The organism is Acidobacteriota bacterium, from assembly GCA_016195325.1.
GTDB lineage: Bacteria > Acidobacteriota > Polarisedimenticolia > JACPZX01 > JACPZX01 > JACPZX01.
Genome location: JACPZX010000019.1, coordinates 1 through 21,382 on the forward strand (window position 1 = coordinate 1; position 21,382 = coordinate 21,382).

The following is a 21,382-nucleotide window of genomic DNA, read 5'->3' on the forward strand; positions in this document are numbered from 1 at the left end:
CCCCGGCGAGGAGGAGCCGGCCGACCCGGAGGTGGACGGGCGCCTTCAGCCCGTCGGGGATCAGGGCGTAGGCCGCCTGCTGCACGCGGTCGTGCAGGAACCGGTAGGCCGGGGCGAGATCCTCGAGGACCTCGTCGGAGGCGGAGGCGAAGAGCTCGTAGCGGCTGCTCGTCGGGACGACGAGTCCCTCGACGATCGACTCCCACAGCTCGGCCGCCGTCTCGCGCAGACCCTTCTCGCGCACCGTCGCGAGCGTCCTCAGGGAGAAGGAGCTGCCGACGCACGCGCCGAGGGCGATCACCTGGCGGGTGGGGGCCGAGAGCTTCTTCAGCTTCGACGTCATCAGGTCGATGACGTTTTCGGTGATCGACGCCGCCTCGATCCGCTCGAGGTCGAAGACGAAGCGGCCGAGGGCGTGGTCGAAGCGGATCAGCCCTTCGCTGTGGAGGAGGCCGAGGAACTGGGTCACGAAGAAGGGATTGCCGTCGGTCTTGCGGAGGACCAGCTGCGCCAGAGAGGAGGCGGCCAGCTCGTCGCACTGGAGCGTGTCGGCGACGAGCGCGGTGAGATGGCCGAGCCTCAGAGGCAGCAGGTGGATCGCGTCGATCGCCGCCCCCACTCCGCGAACCTCCGCGATCGTCTGCGCGAGGGGGTGCGCCGGGCCGACCTCGTTGTCGCGGTAGGCGCCGATGATGAAGAGGCTCCGGACGCCCGGGCTCGTCACCAGGAACGCGAGGAGCCTCAGCGTCGCCGGATCCGCCCACTGCAGGTCGTCGAGGAAGACGACGAGCGGGTGCTCCGCCCCGGCGAACGTCTGGATGAAGTTCTGGAAGAGATAGGTGAAGCGGTTCTGCGCCTCCGCAGGGCCGAGCGGCGGGGTGGGGGGCTGCGGGCCGAGGAGAATCTCGAGCTCGGGGATCACCTCGGTCATCACCCCCGCGCCGGCCTCGAGGGCGCCGGCGAGGCGCTCGCGGAACCCGGCGATCGTCTCCTCGCTCTCGGCGAGGACCTGGCGGATGAGCCCGCGGAAGGCCTGCACGAGCGCGCCGTACGGGATGTTCCGGTCGAGCTGGTCGAACTTCCCGGACACGAACCGCCCCCGCCGCTTCACGATCGGCTTGTGGACCTCGTTGACGAGGGAGGTCTTGCCGACGCCGGGGTAGCCGGCGACGAGCATCAGCCGCGCGGGGCCGCTCGAGGCGGTCTCGAAGGCCTCGAGGAGCGCGCGCACTTCGGCGTCGCGGCCGTACAGGCGCTCGGGGATCGTGAAGCGATCGGAGCGGTCGCGCCCGCCGAGCGGGAAAACGCGGATCGACCGCTCCTCCGCCCACTCCGCCGCGCAGACCTCGAGGTCGGCCTTCAAGCCGGCCGCGCTCTGATAGCGCTCCTCCGCCGTCTTGGCGAGGAGCTTCATCACGAGGGCCGAGAGGGGCGCGGGGATCGTCCCGTCGATCTCCTCGGGGGCGCGCGCGATCCGGGCGAGGTGGCCGTGGACGATCTCCAGAGGGTCCTTCGACTCGAAGGGGACCTCCCCCGTCAGCATCTGGTAGAAGATCACCCCGAGCGAGTACAGGTCGCTCCGGTGATCGACCACCCGGTTCATGCGGCCGGTCTGCTCCGGCGCGATGTAGGCGAGGCGCCCCGGCAGGAGCCGAAGCGGGTGCGGGGCCTGGGAGTCGTGCGGAAGCCTGGAGGCGACGCTGAAGTCGAATATCTCGGGGCGGGCGAGCCGCGGCTCGACGAGGACGCTCGCCGGGCTGAGGTTCCGGTGGATGATCCGCCGCGCGTGCAGCTCGTGGACCGTCGCCGCCAGCGGGATCGCCGTCGCGAAGAAGGCGGCGAGATCGGGGCGCGCGAGCGCGAGGGCCGACTGGAGCGGAACCCCGCCACCGTCCGCGAGGACCACGGCGCCCGTGGCCTCGTCGAAGGCAAGGGCGCGCGGGACCCCCGAAACGTCGAGCCCGACGAGGATGTCGTGCTCGCGGCGGGAAACAGCCAGCGCCGCGGGGGAGACGGCGACCGGGAGCTTCAGGAGGACGCGGCGGCCGTCGCTCTCGCGCGCGCCCCGGCACAGCACGTGGAGCTCGTCTCTCGAGACCTCCGCGTCCACGCGATAACCGCGGACGAACATGTCAATCCTCCCACCGAAGGCGCGTATATTATCACCCGATGACGAGGGGCCGGTTCGCCGCCATCGCGCGAAAGCTCTGCCCGCGCTGCCGCGAGGGAAGGATCTTCGCCGGATTCCTCCGGATGAACCGGAAGTGCCCCGCGTGCGGCCTCGTCTTCGAGCGCGAGCAGGGGTACTTCGTGGCCGCCATGTACGTCAGCTACGCCCTCTCGGTCCCGCTCCTCGCCGTGCTCGCGGTGGCCGTCCGCCTCGCGAAGCCCGGCTGGTCGGTCGACGCGGTCCTCGGGACCGCCGCCCTCCTCGCGATCCCCTTCGTGCCGGCCCTCTTCAGGTACTCGCGGGTCCTGTGGATGCATCTGGACCGGGAGATCGATCGGGAGACGTGAACGAGATCGGCGCCGCCATCTGGGACACCTCCCGCCGGTAGTGGCGCAGCGCCGGTGTGATCGCGGCGAGCCAGACCGTCGCGACGAGGCAGCCGATCCCGCCGCTCACCACGGAGGCGCGCGCACCGAACGCGTTGGCGACGACGCCCGCCTCCATCTCGCCGAGCTGCGGCCCTCCCATGAAGAAGACCATGTTCACCCCGGTCATCCGCCCGCGGAGGGCGTCCGGAGTCCCGAGCTGCCGGATGACGTTCCGGAGGACCATGCTCACCGTGTCGGCGGCCCCCGTGGCGGCGAGGCACAGGAAGGTCAGCGCGAAGGAGCGCGAGAGGCCGAAGAGAACCGTCGCGATGCCGTAGACGATCACGGCCTGGATGAGGACCATCCCCCGCCGGTCGATCCGATCGACCAGGCGGACCATCGCCACGCCGGCGAGGACGGCGCCGATCGAGGGAGCGGCGTAGAGCCAGCCGTACCCGTGCGGCCCGACGTGGAGGATGTCCTGCGCGAAGATCGGGAGAAGGGTGCTCGCGCAGGAGAAGAAGGTCGCGAAGAAGTCGACGAGCATCGTGGAGCGGATCATCGGCGCGCCGAACACGAATTTGAGGCCGTCCAGGGCGGACCGGAACGAGACTTCGCTCTTCTCGTGCTCCTCGCGCTCCGGCACGTCGCGCATCATGAGGATCGCGACGATGACGAAGACGAACGACGCGGCGTTGAGGACGTAGACCCAGGCGACGCCGGAGGCCGCGATGACGATCCCGGCGATCGACGGCCCGACGACCGAGGCGATCTGGAACATGATGGTGTTCAAGCTGATCGCGTTCGGGAGGTGCTCCCGCGGGACGAGCGCCGGGATGAGCGCCTGCCGCGCGGGGCCGTCGAAGATCCCGAAGGCCGAGCCGAGCGCGGCGAAGAGGTAGATCGGCCAGAGGGCGGTCACTCCGGCGAAGGCGACGATCGCGAGGCCGACGGCGACGAGCCCCATCGCCGTCTGCGTGATGAGCATCACGCGCCGGCGATCGTGCGCGTCGGCCACGACGCCGCTGAAAACGCCGAGCCCGAAGATGGGGATCACCCGCACGAAGCCGACCATCCCGAGCGCGAGACCCTTCTTCTCGGGAGGGACGAGGAGCGAGACGTGCCAGAGGATCGCCGCCGTCTGCGCCATCGATCCGGCGAACGAGACGAGCTGCCCCGACCAGAGGAGCCGGAAGTTGCGGTGCTGGAGCGCGACCAGCGGAGAGGACGGCCTCAATACCGCGCGATCTCCTCGATCGCGGCGCCGAGGTCGGCGATCTGCGGGAGGATCGCGTCCTCGAGGTCGGGGACGTCCTCGTGGGCGACGATCGCCTTCCCCGTCCGGGACACCGACTCCGCGATCGCCTCCCAGTCGAAGGGAGCGAGAGACCTCAGGTCTATGACCTCCACCTCGATCCCGCTCTCCGCCGCCTCCTTCGCCGCGCGAAGGCTCCGCTCGACGAGGGCGCCGTACGTGACGAGGGTGAGGTCGCGCCCGGGCCTCACCACCTTCGCCCTGCCGAAGGGAATGGCGTGGTCCTTCCCGGGGTAGGCGTCCTTGTTGTACGTCTGGCGGTACAGGTGCTTGTGCTCGAGGAAGAGGACCGGGTCATCGCACCGGATGGCCGTGCGCAGGAGGCCGTTGGCGTCGGCGGCGGTCGCCGGGAAGACGACCCTGAGCCCGGGGGTGTGCGTGAAGATCGACTCGCCGCACTGGCTGTGGTACACGGCGCCGCCCGTCAGGTAGCCGCCGATCGGCACGCGCACGACGACCGGGCACGAGAAGGCCCCGGCGCTGCGCCACCGGATGAGGGACAGCTCGTTCCGGATCTGCATCATCGCCGGCCAGATGTAGTCGAAGAACTGGATCTCGACGATCGGCTTCATCCCCCGGGTCGCCATCCCGATGGCGCGGCCGACGATGTTCGCCTCGGCCAGGGGGGAGTTGTAGACGCGCTCCTTCCCGAAGGCCTTCTGGAGGCCGTGCGTCACCTTGAAGACGCCTCCCTTCCCGGGCACCTCTGCGAGGATCTCCTCGCGCGTCGCGTCGGCGACGTCCTCGCCAAAGACCACGATGCGCGCGTCCCGCTCCATCTCGTCCTTCAGGCAGGCGTTGAGGAGATCGACCATCGTCTTCGGATCCCCCGAGGGGGTCCCCGGCGCGTCGAAGGCGGCGGAGGCCGGATCGACGCCCGCCGAGTAGACGTGGGCGAAGATCGACGAGGCGGGCGGGTGCGCCTCGGCCTCGGCGGCGTCGGCCGCCGCGTCGATCTCGCGATCCGCCGCCTCCCGGAGCGCGGCGAGGAAGTCGGCCGTCGCGATCTTCTCCTCCTCGAGGAAGCGCGCGAAGCAGGGGATCGGATCGATCTTCGCGTCGGCCTCGCGCTCCTTCTTCGGGCGGTAGAGCCTCTCGTCGTCGGACTGGGAGTGCGAGTAGGGGCGGATGACGTGAGCGTGAACGAGGGCCGGCCCGATCTCGCGGGCGCGCATCTTCGAGACGACGCGGCGCATGGTGCGGAGGCTCGCGATCGGATCGCACCCGTCCACCTCCTCGATGTGGAGCCCGGGGACCGACGCGAGCATCCTCGAGATGCTCCCGCCGGGGGTCTGCACCTCGACGGGGACCGAGATGGCGTACTTGTTGTCCTCGATCAGGAAGATGACGGGGAGCTTGAGGGTGCACGCGGAGCTGAGCGCCTCGTAGAACTCCCCCTCCGACGTCGAGCCGTCCCCCCCGGAGACGTACACGATCTCGTCGCGCTCGAAGCGCGCCGCCTTCCCGGCGATCTCCTCGACGCGCGCGAGGTGCCTCCCCCCTTCCGCGCAGCCGACCGCCTGCAGGAATTGCGTGCCGGTGGGGCTCGACTGCGTGACGACGTTCAGCGCGAGCGATCCGAAGTGGGACGGCATCTGCCTCCCGCCCGAGTTCGGGTCGGCCGCCGCTCCGAAGGCCGACATCAGGATCTCCTTCGGCGTCATCCCGAGGGCCAGCATCAGGGCGCGGTCGCGGTAGTACGGGTAGAACCAGTCGTGCGCGGGCTTCATCGCCAGCCCCGCGGCGACGAGAATCGCCTCGTGCCCCGCGCCGCTGATCTGGAAGAAGATCTTGTTCTGCTTCTTGAGCACCAGCTCTTTGTCGTCGAGCCGCCGCGACACGTACATCGTGCGGTAGAAGGCGAGGAGACCCTCGCGGTCGAGTCCGCAGAAGGGATCCTCGACGGCCGAGCGCGCTTTCTGCGGGCGCTGTCCGCTCCGGTTGTTCTTCATCTCTTGGCGATGATCTCCTGACGGGAGGTGAGGGTACCCTCTGCGTAGACGCCGCTCAAGACGTCGCGCGGCTCGGCGGGGCCCTCCGCGCGCGCGGCGAGCGCCGCTTCCGCCGCGGCGTCCACCTCGTGCGTGACGCGCTCCTCGATCGAGGCCATCCGCGCGCGCGCCACGCCGCGGGCGAAGAGCCACTCCTCGTAGTTGCCGATCGGATCGCGGGCCCCGTGGTGCGCCAGCTCCTCCTTGGAGCAGATGGCGCGCCCCTCGGCCTCGTCGTGCGTCGCGTGCCCTCCCATCCGGAAGGTCGAGACGGTGAGGAGGACGGGCCCCTTCCTCTCGCGGCACCGCGCCACCGCCGTCCGCGTCGCCGCGAGGACCCGGATCACGCTGTTGCCGTCGGTCGAGATCCCGAGAACGCCGTACGCCGCCGCGAGCGAGGCCAGAGGCGCCCGGGAGTGAACCTCGTAGCGCGTCCCGAGGGCGAGGCGGTTGTCCTGGAGCACGACGACCAGCGGGAGCCCCTGCGACGCCGCCATCGAGACCCCCTCGTGGAACTCGCCGGTGCGCGTGGCGCCGTCGCCGACCCACGTGAGGGCCACCCTCGGCTCGTTCCGGAGCGAGAAGGCGAGCGCGTACCCCGCCATCACCGGAACGAGCGAGGCGACGAACGACGTCGGCGGGATGATCCCCTTCGAGGGATCGCCGGTGTGCAGGTCGCGCCCGCGCGTGATCGTGTCGCGCGTGCCGAGGTACGCCTTCAGCATGTCGACGACCGGCATCCCCATCTCGTGGCACGCGCCGGCGTTCCGGATCATCGGGCCGACGACGTCACCCGAGGTGAGAGCGCGGCAGTTCCCGACCGCCACCGCCTCCTCTCCGGTGCCGAGCCACGCCTTCGAGATCACCCCCTGGCGCACCCACCGCTTGAGCATGATGTCGTGGAGCCGGAAGCGGAGCATCCCCTCGTACAGGCCGAGGAGCTCGGCTTCGGCGGCGGTCGCGGCGAGCTTCGCCGACGCGGGGTCGTCCTCGATCCCCTTGAGGTACTCGGCCGTGACGCGGGGGTCGGGCTTCCACGTGGCGTACTCGGGGGGATCGAATGCCGGGTAGCGTCTCATCGCAGGTCCGTCTCGAGGTGTCGCGGCGTCGCGGGAGCGGGCATCATAGGGTGCCTCCGCGCGCGGCGTCCACAGCCTGCCCCGCCGGGTGGTGGTCCACATGGCATCGCGGGGGACGGCCTCCGCGCGTGGAGTAATCGCGCTCGGCCTCGGGCTCGCTCGCCCACCCGCTCGGGCGGCGCCGGCATTGCTTGATGGCAGGTGGCGCCAGCGCCCGATCGAGTACCCGGGCTCGTCCCGCACGCCCCCGCGACGCCATGTGGACCACCACCCGGTCCGCTTACACGGCCCCGCGAACTCCTCTTGACCCACGGCCGTGGTGAGGTATCAATCCGGGCGGTTGGCGCCGAAGGTGATGCGCTCGCAGCCGCTCGCGGAGTAGATCCAGAGGGCCTGGCCGCAAAAAGTGAAGGGGCCGGCGACTCCCGTGGCCCACACCGCGCGCGTCCCGTCGGGATGGATGCGGCAGAGATCGCTCGAGCCGGCGCTGCACCGCGCGAACATGTCGTCGCCGAAGCCCGCCCCGCTCCCCCAGTCGAAATCGCCGAACCCCCCGGGGACGACGGCGGCGAATCCCGACGCGTCGATGCGCACCCCCCCGGCGCCGCTCGAGTACAGGTCGCTCCCCCACGCACCGCCGGGGCCGAACCGGAGCATCCCACCGGAGATGAGTGCGAATCCTGCGACGCTTCCCGAAGGATCGACCTGCTGCACCTCTTTCGGCGTGGAGAGGTACAGCTTCGAGCCGAACGCACCGGTGGGATCGAACGCGATGGAGAAGACCGGGTACGTGAGGACGAGACCGAATCCCGGCGCGCCCGACGGATCGGACGAAGCCACGTAGTAGATGCGCAGCGGCGGAGGCGTGACGAAGGGCATGCGGCTCCCGATCACGATGTCGCCGAACGGGCTCGGGGACGGGCTCACGGCGAGCGACGACGCGAAGGACTCCGCGCCGGGGGGGACGAAGACGGTGTTCTCGTTCGCCACCGGGTCGAAGCGCTCGATGTCCGCGGAGGGCTCCGCCTCGTTGACCATGCTGAGGAACAGGGCGTCTCCCCATGCGGGAGCCGGCGCGCAGGCGAGGGCCCGGGCGACGGGACGGGTGGTGAGCTTCTTCGCGAGGCTCCGGGCCACGCCGGCCTGGCCGCACCGCGGAAAGACCCTCACGGCGTAACCGGGCTCGAGCACCTGCGTCTGCGGCTGATCCGCCGCGCCGAGGGAGACGGCGAGGGCGGTCAGAACCAGCGCGGCGGCCGCACAATCCCACCGCACCGCTCGAGCGGCCATCAGGGGCTCCATGAGCGAAAAGGGCCGCCGGGCGCGGCACGAAGGGACATTGAAGGCGTGAAAGGTACTACGAGCGCGCCCTCGAATCCATGGATATCATGCCCTGATGAACATTCTGGCGGCCGACCGGGAGCGCGAGCGCCTCAAGCGCCTCCTCGCGGAGTGCGACGTCGAGACCTACCGCGGGTCGGGGCCCGGGGGCCAGCACCGGAATCGGCGCGACTCGGCCGTGAGGCTCACCCACCGGCCGACCGGCATCGTCGTCACCGCCACCGAGCGCCGCTCGCAGCACCAGAACAAGCTCGTCGCGCTCGAGCGCCTCGCCGCCCGCCTCGAGGCCAGGAACCGCCGGCGCCGCCCCCGCGTGCCGACAGCCCCGACAAAGGGCTCCGCCGAGCGCCGGATCGGATCGAAGGCCCTCAGGTCCGAGGTGAAGTCGGGGCGCCGGACCCCGCGCGACGAGGAGTAGGCCCGCCTCCCCTCGGGAACCAATCGTCGCGACCGGGGTCTCATCCGCCCGTGTGATGGCAACTCGCGCGCGGCCCATCGATGGTAGTCTGCGGCCGCTCGTGACGAGACCGGCTGCGCCGCCTTGGCCTTGCAGGCGCCTGGGGGAGTCATGGAGACCCTGTTCATCCTCGCCGCGATCGCGTTCACGCTCGCAGGCCCCGTCGCGTTCGCCATGGCGCTCAAGGCCGGCGGGCGCTCGAAGCGGCTCGAGGAGCGGGTTCTGGATCTGGAGAGGCGGCTCGAGTCGGCGGAGCGCCGCCCAACCGCCCCGTCGCCTGCGGCCGCGGCCGTGGCGGTTCAAGCGCCCGTGGCGGCTCCCGCTCACGGAACCTCTCCGGTGATCGTCCCCTCGTTCCGGACCCTCGCGACCGCACGACCGCTCCCCGCGATGCCGCCGCCGGCGGCCTCCCGGCCCGCCGAGGCCGCCCCCCCGACGCTCCCGCGACGGCGCGACGTCGCGGGGTGGGAGGCGAAGATCGGCGGCTCGTGGCTCAACCGGATCGGCGTCACGATGGTCGTCATCGGGATCGCCTTCGCGCTCGGTTACTCGCTCACGGTCCTCGGCCCCGCGGGGAAGGCGGCCCTCGCAGCCCTCGTCTCGATCTCGATGCTCGCGGCGGGGATCGCCTTCGAGAAACGCGAGGCCTTCCGGCTCTACGGCCACGGGCTGGTGGCGGGCGGCTGGGCCGCACTCTATGCGACCGCCTACGCCGTGCACGAGCTCGAGGCGACGCGCCTCGTCGAGGACCCGGTCGCCGGCTTCGCCCTGCTGATGGCCGTCGGCGCCGCCATGATCGTCCACTCGCTGCGCTACCGGAGCGAGGGGATCACGGCCCTCGCGTACGCGCTCGCGTACGCGGCGATCTGCCTCCACAGCATCAGCGCGTACACCCTCTTCGCCGGAACGATCCTCTCCGCCGGGATGGCCCTCCATCTTCTGAGGCGCCAGTGGTACCGGCTCGCCCTGGGGGGCGTCGTCGCGACCTACGGCTGCCTCTTCCTCTGGTACACGCGCCAGGCGGAGATGACCGCGGCCACGCTGAAGATCGGCCTCTCGGCGCTCTGTCTCGACTGGCTCACGTTCCTGATCGCCGATTTCGCGCCGGAGTCGCCGCGGGAGAGCGACAGGGAACACAGCCGCGCGGTGGCCCTCGTCAACGCCATGGCCGCCGGGGGACTCTCCTGGCTCGCGTGGAACAGGTTCGACGCCGCCGGCTCGTGGGTCCCCCTCGCGGCGCTCGGCCTCTGCTACGCCGTGACCTCGGCGGCGCTCCGCTCGATGGGCCGGGCGGCCGTGCACCCGGTGCACTCCGTCGCGGCGGCGCTCTGCGTCGGCTTCGCGGCGTTCGAAGGGCTCGACCTTCACGGAGCCACGTGGATCTGGCTCGCGGAGGCGCAGGCCATCGTTCTCATCGGCGTCGCGCTGAAGGACCGCTTCCATCGGACGCTCGGATGCGCCCTCTTCCTCGCGCCCACTCTTGCGATCGTCGCCGATCAGGCCTCCGCCCGCATGGACCGGGTCGAGGCCATCTGGGTTCCCTCCCAGTTCGCCCTCACGGCGGCGGCCTGCGCCGCTTTCTACCTGACCTTCGCGAGGCTGCGAGCCTTCGCCCTGCGTCGTCTCTTTTCGTTCGGCGCGCTCGCGCTCATCCTTCTCGGCCTCTGGGTCCAGCTCCCCCGCGTCTACGTCGCGCCGGCCGGCGCGCTCCTCATGGTCATCCTCTTCGAGCTCTCGTCGGTCCGGCGGATCGTGGAGCTGCGCGTTCAGTCGTACGTCACGGCCCTCTTCACGGCGGCCGCCGCGGCCACGCTCACCGCACCCTCGACCGACGAGCTCATGGGCCACGCGGCGCGCCTTCCGGCCCTCCTCGCGGTGGCGGTCGCGTTCTTCGTCGTCTTCGCGAGCCGGCGGCGCGAGAGCGCTCCCCTCACGGAGTTCGACGTCACGCTGCAGAGCGCTGCCCCGTGGACCGGGACGGCCCTCGTCGCGCTGACCGTCTGGCTGTCGGCGAGGCCCGTGATGGTAGGGCCGGCGTGGATCCTCGCCGCCCTCGCGCTCGTCGAGGCCGGCATCGCCCTCAGGGAGCGCGCGCTCCGGCAGCCTGGCTACGCCCTCCTCCTTTGCGGGCACGCGAGCCTCCTCGTGTCGAACCTCACCGCGACCGAGATGGTGAGCGGGGTGTCGATCCGCGCCGCCACGATCGTCCCGTCGATCCTCGCGTCGTACTACCTCTGGTGGCGGCTGCGGGAGGCGGGCTCGGCCGCGGCGCCGGAGCGCGTCACGGACGGAACGGACGAGGGATACGGACGATTCCTGGCCTACGCGGCCGGCGCGATGACCGGCCTCTTCGTCCGATTCCAGTTCGGCCTCGACGGGGCGGCGCTCCGGTGGTCCCTCACGATGGTGGGGCTCCTCGTCGCCGGCCATTACCTCAGGGACGCGGACCTCAGGCTCCAGGGATACCTCCTCGGCTTCGCGGCCTTCCTTCGCGCCGTGGGGCTCGACCTCGACTCCGCGCCCCCCATCCTGGGGATGAACGGGCCGTTCTGCGTGGCGACGGCGAGCGTCGCGTCGTTCCTCGCCGCCGCGATCCTCCTCCGGGCGCGGCGAAGGGACGCCGCGAGCCGGGGGGCGGAGCGGAGGACGCTGCCGCTCGAGTCCCGGCTCGAGGCGATGGGGTTCGACGTGATGTCGATCCTCGCCGTGGCGATCGCGGCGGTCTACTCGTACCGAACGGCCTCCGGCTCGATGCTGATCGTGGCGTGGGCGATCGAGGGGCTGGTCGTCACCGCCGCCGGCTTCCTCATCCAGGCGCGCACCCTGCGCTTCGCGGGCCTCGGCCTCCTCACGACCGGACTCGCCATGACGATCTACCGCACCGTCACGACCTTCGACACCTTCGGGCGCATCGTCTCGTTCCTCGTCCTCGGCTCGGTCCTCCTCCTGGTCTCGTACGCCTACACGCGCTTCCGCGGCCCGCACAGGACGTCATGAAGGCGGCCCGTTCCGTCGTCCTCCTCGCCATCGCCGCGGCGCTCGGCGCCGGGCTGTACCTCGCGTCGCGCGGCGATGGAGCGGATCGGCGCGATCTCCAGGCGGTGGTGACGCTCGGGGGAGATGCCGTCCACGACGCGATCCATCCGGCGCTCGATCTCACCCGCATGAGCGACGCCGACGAGGCGGCGCTCGGGGTGGCGATCGATCGCGAGATCCGCGCGCACATGACGGTCGGCGGCGATCCGCGGACCATGCGCTACCTCCGCCGCGTCCTGCGCGCGCTCACCCCCGGGGGGACCCGTGGGGGCATTCCCTTCGACATCGATCTCGTCCGCTCGCCCGAGGTGAACGCCTTCGCGGTGGCCGGCGGCCGGCTCTACGTGACGGAGGGGATGATGGCGTTCGCCCGGAGCGAGGCGGAGCTTGCGACCGTCATCGGCCACGAGATGAGCCACGTCGAGCTGCGGCACTGCGTCGCGCGGCTGCAGATCGAGACGGCGGCGCGCAAGGCCTCCCCCGCGCTCGCCGACCTCGCCCGCATCGGCTACGAGATCGCCCTTCTCGGATTCTCCGAGGAGCAGGAGCTCGCCGCCGACAGGAACGGGGCGCTCCTCGCCGCCAGGGGCGGGTACGATCCCTGGGCGGCCCACGGCGTGTACGCCCGATTCGCCGCCGCCGAGAAGGGGCGCAACCGCAAGCCCTCCCGAAACCCGGCCGTGGAAGTCGCCGTAATGCTCCCCGACGCGGTGAGGCAATACCTCGCGACGCACCCGCCGGCCGACCAGCGGATCGAGTCGGTGCGCGGCGCCCTCCAGGCCGACCCGGCGCTGTGGCGCGGGGAGCCGCGATACGTGGGTCGGACGAATTTCGACGAGCGCGTCGCGCGGCTCGACGAGGCGAGGGTGAACGAGTGGATCGTGCGCGAGGCCGCCCCGGACTGAGCCGCCGAATCGGGTGGATGGCCGTCTCGATTCTCGCCGCCGTCACCGCCCCCCTCCCCGCGGCGTCGCCCGCGGCCCCGCACCCGGAGGCGGGCCCGGCCGCTGCGCCGGCGCCGGCGCCGTCTGCGGTCGAATCGATCCGCGAGGCGGCCGCCGTCCTGAGGCCCCTGGCCGCCTCCGACCTGACGCGCGCCTTCCTCGATGCGACCTCCACCCTGAAGTCGATCGCCCCGCGAACGCTCCTGAGGAACGCGGCGAAGACGCGGTACTACACGAAGACCGAGGCGGCCTCCCTGCCCGAGGCGGAGAGGTCGGCGCTCACCGAGACGACGATCGAAGAGCCCTTCTACTACAACACCCGCTACGGCTCTCCCCTCGCATACGTGCGCCCTCTCGAGATCCTCGCCGCGGCGGGGACGTCGAGGCTCACGGGTCTGAGGCTCCTCGACTTCGGGTACGGATCGATCGGGCACCTGAGGCTGATGGCGGCGCTCGGCGCCGAGGTGGTCGGCGTCGAGGTCGACCCGCTGCTGCGCGCCCTCTACGCCGCGGGGGGAGATCAGGGGAAGGTCGAGGGGAAGGGGGGTGTCACGGGAAGCCTGCGCCTCGTCGACGGGCAGTACCCGGCGACGGAGCAGGTGAAAAAGGAAGTCGGGGAGGGATTCGATCTCATCGTCTCGAAGAACGTCCTCAAGAAGGGTTACATCCACCCGGAGCGCCCCGCCGACGAGAGGCTCCTGGTCCATCTCGGCGTCGACGACGAGACGTTCGTGGGGACGCTCCACGCGGCGCTCAGGCCCAGCGGGCGCGTCCTCATCTACAACCTCTGCCCGGCGCCGGCTCCCCCCGACAAGCCCTACATCCCGTGGGCCGACGGGCGATCCCCCTTCGCGCGGGAGATGTGGGAGCGCGCGGGGTTCCGGGTGGTCGCCTTCGACGCCGACGACGGTCCGGCGGCCCGCGCCATGGCGCACGCCCTCGGCTGGGATGCGGATCTCTTCGCGACCTTCACGCTCGTGGAGAAGCCGCCCCCGACGCGCTGAGGATCCCGTCCTCGAGCCACGACTCGACGAGCTGGGCGACGCGCCGCGCCGCCGCCGTCTCGGGCTCCTCCCCGACGGTGGGGCCTTCGTCCCGTGAGAGGTCGTCGAAGACGAGTTCGCCGACTCGCGGGAGCGACGCCCCCCCCGCGGCCATCTCGATCAGGCACCGCCGCTCGTCCTCGCGGACGGTGCGGTGGTGGACGGCGAATCCCTTCCGGTAGACGCGGATCGACGACGCGGCGGCGGCCGGTGGCTCGATCTCGAGGGGCTCGGCGTCGTGGACCTCGCACGTCTCGACCGACGCCGAGTGCGTCCCGTGCCGCTCGGGCTCCGCCGCGAGGTCCTCGACGCGGCGCCAGAGCGGCGCGACGCTCCAGGCGAGGTCCAGGAGCCTGAAGGCGGGGACGACGCGCAGGCCCAGATCCGCGACCGCCTCGGGCGGGAGGCGTGTGAGATCGCCGCGGGTGAGAGGGGGCGCGTCGGCCTCGTCGAAGACGTCCACGCGGGCCCACTCGAGGCGCGCGAGATCGGCGAGGAAGGGGAACTCCCCGCGGGAAGCGTGGCGTTCGAGGTACGCGGGGAGCGCCTCGCCGAGATAGCGCAAAGACCAGTGTCCGCTTGGGTGCGCGAGGAGGTAGTCGGTGGCGAGGTTGTGGAAGCGCGCGCCGCCGATCACCGCGCGGAGCTTGGGGAAGTCCTCGGCGAGGGCGTCGCGCAGCCGGTAGAAGTACATGTCGGCGTAGATGTCGAGACGCTCCGTCGCGTCGAGCCGATCGTCGGGGCGGACCAGCGACGAGAGATCCGCGCTCGAAAGCGTTCCCGCCGCGACGAGATCCGCGGCCCCCGGGCCGACGCCGGTCGGCGCGGAGATCAGGTCCCACACGAGGCGCTCGACGCGATCGAGATCAGGCGCGGAGGACATCGGCCTCGATCTCCTTCGCCCTCAGGCTCTCGGCCTCGAGGCGGTCCCATTCGGGGATGTTCCCGTCCCACTCGACCAGCGCCGGGATCGCGCCGAATCTCCTCACCGCATGGCGGTAGAGATCCCAGACCTCGTCGCGGACGGGGTGATCGTGGGTGTCGAGAAGGTGCGTGCCGTGATCCGAGTGGCCCGCGAGGTGGAACTGCCAGACGCGCTCGACCGGGATCGCCTCCACGTACTCGACGGGATCGAACCGGTGGTTCACTGAACTGACGAAGATGTTGTTCACGTCGAGGAGGATGCCGCAGTCGGACCTCTCGGCGACCTCGCGGAGGAAGTCCCACTCCGTCATGTCGGAGGCGGTGTAGGTCAGGTACGACGAGACGTTCTCGAGGGCGATCCGCCGCCCCAGCGCCTCCTGCACGCGCGCCACGCGCGAGGCGACGTGATCGAGCGATTCCTCGGTGTACGGGAGCGGGAGGAGATCGTGGGCGTTGCGGCCGCCGACGCCGGTCCAGCAGAGATGGTCCGAGACCCAGGCCGGCTCGACGCGCGCCGCGAGGTCCTTGAGGCGCGCCAGGTACGCGTCGTCGAGGGGGTCGGTGGTGCCGATCGAGAGGCTCACGCCGTGCAGCACGACGGGGTAGTCGCGGCGGACGCGGGTGAGGACGTCGAGCGGCCTGCCGCCGCGCACCATGAAGTTCTCGGAGATGACCTCGAACCAGCCGACGCGGGTGGGGGCCTGAAGGACGCGCTCGAAGTGATCGCGCCTCAACCCGACGCCGTGACCGAGAGAGGGACGATCGCTCAACCTGTCACCTGGCCCCCAAAAACTCGAGGCCCCGGCGCCGTGAGCAGCGCCGGGGCCCCTGAACTCACGAACCGGTTGCGTCGATTACGCCTTCTTCTTGTCGGGGACGACGGTGCCCTTCTGATCCTTGCACTCCTTCTCGCTGCCGACCTTGACCCAGCCCTTGCCCTTGCACGAGTTCTTCCCGGAGCACTCGTGGCTGCCGTCGGCGGCGGAGCACTCTCCCTTGCCGGCGCAGGAGTTCACGCCCGCACACTTGACCGTCTTCGCGTCTTTCGCGTCCTTGCCCTCGGCCGCGAGGACGAAGCCCGAGGAGAGGAAACCCACAGCCGCCGTCGCGACGAGCAGTCCCGTGATCTTCTTGCCGTTCATTCTTTGCCTCCAGCGTCATGGGAGCCGACTCTGCGCGAGCGAGGCTCCCGGTTCGTCATGACCGCGCCGCGGGGTCGCGACCATTCGCAATCGCCTTGAGCGCGGGTAAAGCTCCAAACAAACTGGACAGCCTAGCGGAATCGACACGGGTTGGCCAGAGCCAGCCGCCCGGAGCCGGCCGTCCCCAGCGTCTACGATGCCACCGGCCGGCCGGATGTTTCACCGTGACGGGCGAAAAGCCCCACCCACGGCCGGGTTTTCCCGGTCGACCTGCGGCGCGGGACCCGAGGGGCGGCGGCTCGCGGCCCTGAACAAATCGACAGGGGGGTCGGTTCCGGTCGCCCGGCGCGCGACCGAGCGCCGCTGTCTGCGTGACACCACCTCCGCTTCACGGACTCCCGTCGGCCGTGCCTCCCCCGACCAAGCAGGGGGCGTGCCACGCGTCCGGCCGCGTTGCGGAATGCCGGTGCGCGCGGATCCTGTTGCAGGGCAGGGGGCTCCACGAGATCGCCAGGAGGGCGTGGCGCGTCCCGATCGGGCGCGCGTCAGCGCCGGGCGGACTCGCGTCAGGGTTTTCCGGACGGCCCGAGGTCAGCGCGACTTTTTCTCCGGCAGGCTCACGCTCATCAGCACCTTCGCCGTGTCGGCCGTGGATCTGTACATCGCCTCCATCCGGAAGACCATCGAGCGAGGTCGCACGTGAAGGTCGCGGGCCGCCACGCCGTGCGCGCCGATGAGATCCCCCAGCGCATCGAAGGCCGCGAGGTTGACCCTCGCCTCCCCGTCCGTCCCGATCGACCGCACGTCGAGGTTGACGAGCCAGCGGTGGTAGAACATCTCGGACTCGATCGGCCGCAGCGTCACCTCGACGGTCCCGCAGGTCATGGAGAAGGGAGCGCTCCCCGCGAACTCCGGCGGCCGCAGCTCCTTCGTGCACGTCGCCGCGCGCGCCGGCGCCGCGAGGCCGAGTCCCGCGACGGCGGCGACGAGCGCAAGCCATGCGGCTCGCGTCATGGTCCTCCCTCCTTCCGGAAATGGATCTCGAACGAGAGATCGACGCCGTCCTGCGCGTGGTTGAGCGCGACGCTCGGATCCGGGACGCCGAACTCGCTGAGCTTGATCGCCACCGACCCCGACATGATCCACGCGGGCCCCGCGGAGCGCGAGAGGACGTCGACCGCGACGCGATGCGTCACCCCGTGGATCGTCAGATCGCCGTCCACCGAGAGGCGCGCTCCGCCGTCCGCCGCGGGGTCGCCCGCCCGGCGCGGCGGGCCGATCGATCGGAACTCGAGGGTCGGGTACTTCGCGACCTCGAGGTGCTCCTCGCGCATCTTGCGATCCCGCCGGCCGATTCCGGTCACGATCGTCGCCGCGTCGACGGAGAGGGCGACGGCGCCGTCCGCCCGCGGATCCCCCGACGCGGACCTCAGCCCTCCCGTGACGGCGCGCGTCGTCCCGGTCACGTCGTGCCAGAAGGTGTGGAGGACGAACTGCACGTGGCTCGGCGCGCTCTCCGCGATCCAGAGGGCGGGGGGGGCGGCGGGCGGGGGCGGCGCGGGGTCGACCGCGGCGCTCGCCGGCGGCGTCGCGCAGAGGGCGAGGGCCGCGGCGAGAAGGAGGGCTGTCACCCGCGCCGCAGCACGAGCACGGAGTTCTTCGACCCGAAGCCGATGCAGTTGCACACCGCCCATTCTATCGAAGAGGCCCGCGGCGAGCCCGCCACGTGATCCAGCTCGCACTCCGGGTCCGGGTGATCGAGGTTGACCGTCGGCGGCAGATTCCCCTCGACGAGCGCGAGGGTCGACGCCGCGACCCCCAGCGAGCCGCTCGCCCCCTGGGGGTGCCCGAAGACGGACTTCGTCGCGCTGCACGGGGGAGGGGCCGCGCGCCGGCTGAAGGCCCTCCGGATCACGCGCGCCTCGACGACGTCGTTCTGCCGGGTCGCGGTGCCGTGAAGGTTCACGTACCCGACCGCCTCGGGCGGGCACCCCGCGTCGGCGAGCGCGATCTCGATGGCGCGCGCCGGCTCCTCGCCCAGCGGGTCGAGCGACACTCGGTGGTAGGCGTCGCACGTCGCCCCCCATCCCGCGACCTCGGCGAGGGGCATCGCGCCGCGCGCGAGGGCGTGCTCGCGTTCCTCGAGGACGAAGATCCACGCCCCCTCGCCGATGACGAAGCCGTCGCGATCGCGATCGAAGGGGCGCGAGGCCCGCTCCGGCGTCTCGTTGAAAGCGGTCGAGACGACCTTCATGCGGCAGAAGCCCGCCATCAGCGCGGGGGTGATGCACGACTCGACCCCGCCGGTGAGGATCACGTCGGCCACACCGGCGCGGATCGACTGCGCGGCGTAGCCGATGGCGTCGGTGGACGACGTGCACCCGGTGGACAGGACGTGGCTGAAGCCGGTGATGCCGAGCGCAATCGAGATGTCGCTGCTGAGGCTCCCGACGAACGACGTCGAGATGGCGTAAGGATTGATGAGGCGCGACTCCCCGCCGAAGTAATGGCGGTACTGCCTCTCGCCGAACTCGATCCCACCCGCCCCCGATCCGATGACGATGCCGAGCCCGCGCCGCGACGCCGCGTCGAGGGAGATGCCCGCGTGGGCCAGCGCCTCGCGGGCGGCCGCCACCCCCATGGGGCTCGCGCGCGACACGCGCCGCTCGTCGCCGGCCGCCATGTGCGGCGCCGGATCGAAGCCGCGCACCTCCCCCGCAACGCGCGACACGAGATCGCCCGCCGGAAAGAGGGTGATCGGGCCGGTGCAGCTCACGCCGGCGAAGAGGGCCCGCGCGAAGGCCTCTCTCCCCTCCCCCGCGGGCGTCACCATCCCCATGCCGGTGATCACGGCGCGGCGCCGCGACGACGCCGTCGCCCCCGGAGCGACGGCGGTCATCGCAAAGTCTCCGCGGTCATCGCAGGGTCCCGGCAGTCATCGCAGGGTCTCCGCGTTCATCGCAGGGTCTCCGCGTTCATCGCAGGGTCTCCGCGGTCATCGCAGGGTCTCGATGACGAGAGGGCGCATGAAGTCCGGGGCGAGGAGCTTCCGGGGATCGCGGCACCCCGACGTCACGGCGATGAGCGTCGCGGCGAGGTCCTCGCGCCGGGCGAGGGCCGAGGCCACGCGCCGCGCGACGGGAGGGGCCGCGAGGAGCGCCTGGAGGGCCCGCGAGATCGCGTGGCGCGGGCGGAGCGCCGATCGGAGCGCGCGCTCGTACTCGCGGAGCGCCTCTTCCGCCGGCGCCGCGGCGCGAAGGATGAGGCTCGCCGCGCGCGCGGCCATCGCCCCGCCGGCGAGCGCGGCGTGGATCCCCTCGCCCGTGAAGGGATCGACGAAGGCCGCGGCGTCTCCGGCGATGAGGAGGCGGCCCGCGCCGAATCTCGACGTGCCACGGGCGAGAGGGCCCGCGCCGCGCACCCCGGTCACCCGCCGCGCCCCCGCGAAGCGGCGGCGCAGCTCGTCGCTCGAATCGATCAGACGGCGCAGAAGGGCGCCCGGATCCCGCGCGCCGTCGCGAAAGAGGCGCAAGCTCACGACCGCCGCCGCCCCGGCAACCCCGGGGCCGATCGGCGAGACGCCCACGTACCCGAGCGAGCCGCCGCCGAGCACGTGCATCTCCCCCGCGTCCGAGAGATCCGTCACACCCTCGAACCACGCGGCCACGGCGTACCGGACCGGCCAGCGCGAGGGGCCTCCCCACCCGCGCCGCGCCGGTGTGAGCGCGTGCCGCCCACCCGCGTCGACCGCGACCTCCGCGTGGACGACGAGCGGCCCCGTCTCCTTCCCGCTCGCGCGCGCGACGACCCGGCCGCCGGCCTCCTCGATCGCCTCGACGCGCACCCCCTCGATGACGCACGCCCCGGCCGCCCGCGCGGCGCGCGCGAGGCCGACGTCGAGATCGCGGCGGCCGAGCGCCCAGCCGATCTCACCGGGGGGGAACGGCAGCGGAACGCGGGTCGCGTCGACCGAGAGGCGCATCCCGCGAAGGGGGGCCGCCCGCGCGGCCAGGAGGGAGTCGACCAGGCCGGCGTCGCGCAGGAGGCGCACCGAGCCCGGCGTGACGAAATCGCCGCAGATCTTGTGGCGGGGGAGGACTCCTTTTTCGAGCACGACGACGCGGAATCCATCGCGCGCGAGGCTGGCCGCAGCCATGACCCCCGCCGGGCCGGCGCCCACGACCAGCGCGTCGCACTCGAGCCGCGCGGCGCCGCTCAGGACGCCTCCCGTCCGTTCGAGTGGCGGTACGTGACGACGAGCCGGGCCGACCCCTGCCGGCGCACGCTGAGCCCCTCCCCCGGAAGCGCCACGGCGGCGGCGCGCATCTCGCCGGGGGTCAGCGCGCGACGCACCGACAGCGGTCCGTCGTGGAGCGTGAGCCGGTTGCGGGTCGTGAGGCGGGTGAGCGCCCAGACCGCGGAGTAGGCGAGAGCGGAGCGCCTCAGGTCGGCGACGACGAACCCGAGCCGCGTGACGCGGCGCATCTCGTCGAGCACGGAGGCGACCCCCGCGTCGTCGAGGTGGTGGAGGACGAGCGAGGAGTACGCGAGGGCGAAGGCGCCGTCGGCGTGCGGCAGCCGCCGGCCGTCGCTCTGGCACAGGGCGACGTCCCGGCCCGCGCGGCGCCGCGCCGAGGCGAGGGTCAGCATGCGCGAGTCGATGTCCGAGGCGACGATCCGCGGCACGAGGCCGCGGCGTCTCGCCCACGCCGAGACCTGGTGCGCGATGTCGCCGCCGCCGGCCCCGACGTCGAGGACGCGAAGCTCGCCTCCGCTCGGGAGATCGCGCGCGAGATCGGCCAGCCGGGAGACGACGACCCTCGCGCCGCCGGTCAGGCGGCTGTAGCGGCCGAGATCGGCGAGGTTGTGGTCGAGCTCGGCCGCCGTGAAGGCGGTGCCGTCCATGATCTCGGGCGTGCGCGCGCGGACAGGGAAGAGCATCGTCTCACCTCGGTCACGTCATCATAACAGCGCGCCGGAAGTCCGCTATCCAATCGGGCGTCGCGTTCATACAATGCCGCCATGCCCATCGTGGCCGACGGGATCGCAGCGACGCCCTCCGCCCCCGCGGGCGACTCCCGGGCGGCGACCCCTTCCGTGCTGCGAGGCGGGGGATGGCTTCTTCTCGCCGTCTTCCTCGTCTCCGGGGCGAGCGGGCTGGTCTACCAGGTGGTGTGGAGCCGCGAGCTGACGCTCGTCTTCGGCTCGACGACGCAGGGGGTCGCCACCGTTCTCGCCGCCTTCATGGGAGGCCTCGCGCTCGGATCCTGGGCGGCGTCGCGCCTCGGCGATCGCCTCGCGCGCCCCCTCCGAGCCTACGCCGGGCTCGAGGCGGGGATCGCGCTCGTGTCGCTCGCGGTCCTCGTCCTGATGCCGGCGCTCAACGCGGCGTACCGCGCGATCTACCCGCTGGTCCATCTCTCGCTCCCGGGGCTGACGCTCGTGCGATTCCTCCTCGCGTCGGCCTTTCTCCTGCCGGCGACGACGCTGATGGGGGCGACGCTCCCGGTCCTGGCCGCCTCCTCGGAGAAGCGGGGGGGGATCGCCGGGCAGGGGGCCTCGACGCTCTACG

At 71.8% G+C, this 21,382-nt stretch carries 18 protein-coding genes; 5 read left to right on the forward strand and 13 right to left on the reverse strand.

Features of this window, described 5'->3' with window-relative positions:
* On the reverse strand, nt 1-2,131 hold a 2,131-nt coding region (locus HY049_04255; GenBank protein ID MBI3448116.1), incomplete at its 3' end, for an AAA family ATPase.
* Nucleotides 2,132-2,169: 38 nt separating this feature from the next.
* On the opposite strand from HY049_04255, the gene HY049_04260 reads away from it, so the two are divergent.
* The gene (locus HY049_04260; protein ID MBI3448117.1) at nt 2,170-2,517 is read left to right on the forward strand and encodes a DUF983 domain-containing protein; all 348 of its coding nucleotides are present in this window, start codon (nt 2,170-2,172) and stop codon (nt 2,515-2,517) included.
* Here HY049_04260 and HY049_04265 read toward each other — a convergent pair.
* From HY049_04265 to HY049_04280, 4 genes are all read right to left on the reverse strand, one after another.
* Nucleotides 2,459-3,775 (reverse strand): MFS transporter, encoded by a 1,317-nt coding sequence (locus HY049_04265; GenBank protein MBI3448118.1) that lies wholly within the window; start codon nt 3,773-3,775, stop codon nt 2,459-2,461. The two genes, HY049_04260 and HY049_04265, sit on opposite strands and share 59 nt — an antisense overlap.
* A complete protein-coding gene (locus HY049_04270; protein MBI3448119.1) occupies nt 3,772-5,805 on the reverse strand; it encodes a dehydrogenase in 2,034 nt (677 codons plus the stop codon). The genes HY049_04265 and HY049_04270 overlap by 4 nt, the downstream gene beginning before the upstream one ends.
* A complete protein-coding gene (locus HY049_04275) occupies nt 5,802-6,923 on the reverse strand; it encodes a thiamine pyrophosphate-dependent dehydrogenase E1 component subunit alpha (protein MBI3448120.1) in 1,122 nt (373 codons plus the stop codon). The genes HY049_04270 and HY049_04275 overlap by 4 nt, the downstream gene beginning before the upstream one ends.
* A gap of 327 nt (nt 6,924-7,250) precedes the next feature.
* The gene (locus HY049_04280) at nt 7,251-8,213 is read right to left on the reverse strand and encodes a hypothetical protein (GenBank protein ID MBI3448121.1); all 963 of its coding nucleotides are present in this window, start codon (nt 8,211-8,213) and stop codon (nt 7,251-7,253) included.
* A gap of 106 nt (nt 8,214-8,319) precedes the next feature.
* Between HY049_04280 and HY049_04285 the strand changes: the two genes are divergently transcribed.
* The 4 genes from HY049_04285 to HY049_04300 all read left to right on the forward strand — a co-directional run bounded on the left by HY049_04285 (nt 8,320) and on the right by HY049_04300 (nt 13,705).
* Nucleotides 8,320-8,682: a peptide chain release factor-like protein gene (locus HY049_04285; GenBank protein ID MBI3448122.1), complete on the forward strand. Its 363-nt coding sequence runs from the start codon at nt 8,320-8,322 to the stop codon at nt 8,680-8,682.
* A 150-nt stretch (nt 8,683-8,832) separates the two neighbouring features.
* Entirely contained in the window at nt 8,833-11,718 is a 2,886-nt protein-coding gene (locus HY049_04290) for a DUF2339 domain-containing protein (protein MBI3448123.1), read from the forward strand.
* Nucleotides 11,715-12,662 carry a M48 family metalloprotease gene (locus tag HY049_04295; GenBank protein MBI3448124.1) on the forward strand — a complete coding sequence of 316 codons (948 nt, stop codon included), beginning with the start codon at nt 11,715-11,717 and terminating at the stop codon, nt 12,660-12,662. The genes HY049_04290 and HY049_04295 overlap by 4 nt, the downstream gene beginning before the upstream one ends.
* A 17-nt stretch (nt 12,663-12,679) precedes the next feature.
* Nucleotides 12,680-13,705, forward strand: a complete 1,026-nt coding sequence (locus HY049_04300; GenBank protein MBI3448125.1) for a hypothetical protein — start codon at nt 12,680-12,682, stop codon at nt 13,703-13,705.
* On the opposite strand, the gene HY049_04305 is transcribed toward HY049_04300, so the two are convergent.
* From HY049_04305 to HY049_04340, 8 genes are all read right to left on the reverse strand, one after another.
* Entirely contained in the window at nt 13,671-14,627 is a 957-nt protein-coding gene (locus HY049_04305; protein ID MBI3448126.1) for a putative DNA-binding domain-containing protein, read from the reverse strand. The genes HY049_04300 and HY049_04305 overlap by 35 nt on opposite strands.
* Nucleotides 14,611-15,438, reverse strand: a complete 828-nt coding sequence (locus tag HY049_04310; GenBank protein MBI3448127.1) for a DUF692 domain-containing protein — start codon at nt 15,436-15,438, stop codon at nt 14,611-14,613. The genes HY049_04305 and HY049_04310 overlap by 17 nt, the downstream gene beginning before the upstream one ends.
* Before the next feature lie 84 nt (nt 15,439-15,522).
* A complete protein-coding gene (locus HY049_04315; GenBank protein MBI3448128.1) occupies nt 15,523-15,810 on the reverse strand; it encodes a hypothetical protein in 288 nt (95 codons plus the stop codon).
* Between the two features lie 591 nt (nt 15,811-16,401).
* The gene (locus HY049_04320; GenBank protein ID MBI3448129.1) at nt 16,402-16,824 is read right to left on the reverse strand and encodes a hypothetical protein; all 423 of its coding nucleotides are present in this window, start codon (nt 16,822-16,824) and stop codon (nt 16,402-16,404) included.
* Nucleotides 16,821-17,441: a YceI family protein gene (locus HY049_04325; protein MBI3448130.1), complete on the reverse strand. Its 621-nt coding sequence runs from the start codon at nt 17,439-17,441 to the stop codon at nt 16,821-16,823. Before HY049_04325 ends, HY049_04320 begins: the two co-directional genes overlap by 4 nt.
* Nucleotides 17,438-18,709 carry a beta-ketoacyl-[acyl-carrier-protein] synthase family protein gene (locus HY049_04330; GenBank protein MBI3448131.1) on the reverse strand — a complete coding sequence of 424 codons (1,272 nt, stop codon included), beginning with the start codon at nt 18,707-18,709 and terminating at the stop codon, nt 17,438-17,440. Before HY049_04330 ends, HY049_04325 begins: the two co-directional genes overlap by 4 nt.
* Nucleotides 18,710-18,805: 96 nt before the next feature.
* On the reverse strand, nt 18,806-19,990 hold the full coding sequence (locus HY049_04335) for an NAD(P)/FAD-dependent oxidoreductase (GenBank protein ID MBI3448132.1): 1,185 nt from the start codon (nt 19,988-19,990) through the stop codon (nt 18,806-18,808).
* Between the two features lie 35 nt (nt 19,991-20,025).
* Complete coding sequence (locus HY049_04340) at nt 20,026-20,751, reverse strand: methyltransferase domain-containing protein (GenBank protein MBI3448133.1); 726 nt, start codon at nt 20,749-20,751, stop codon at nt 20,026-20,028.
* Nucleotides 20,752-21,382 lie beyond the last annotated feature (631 nt).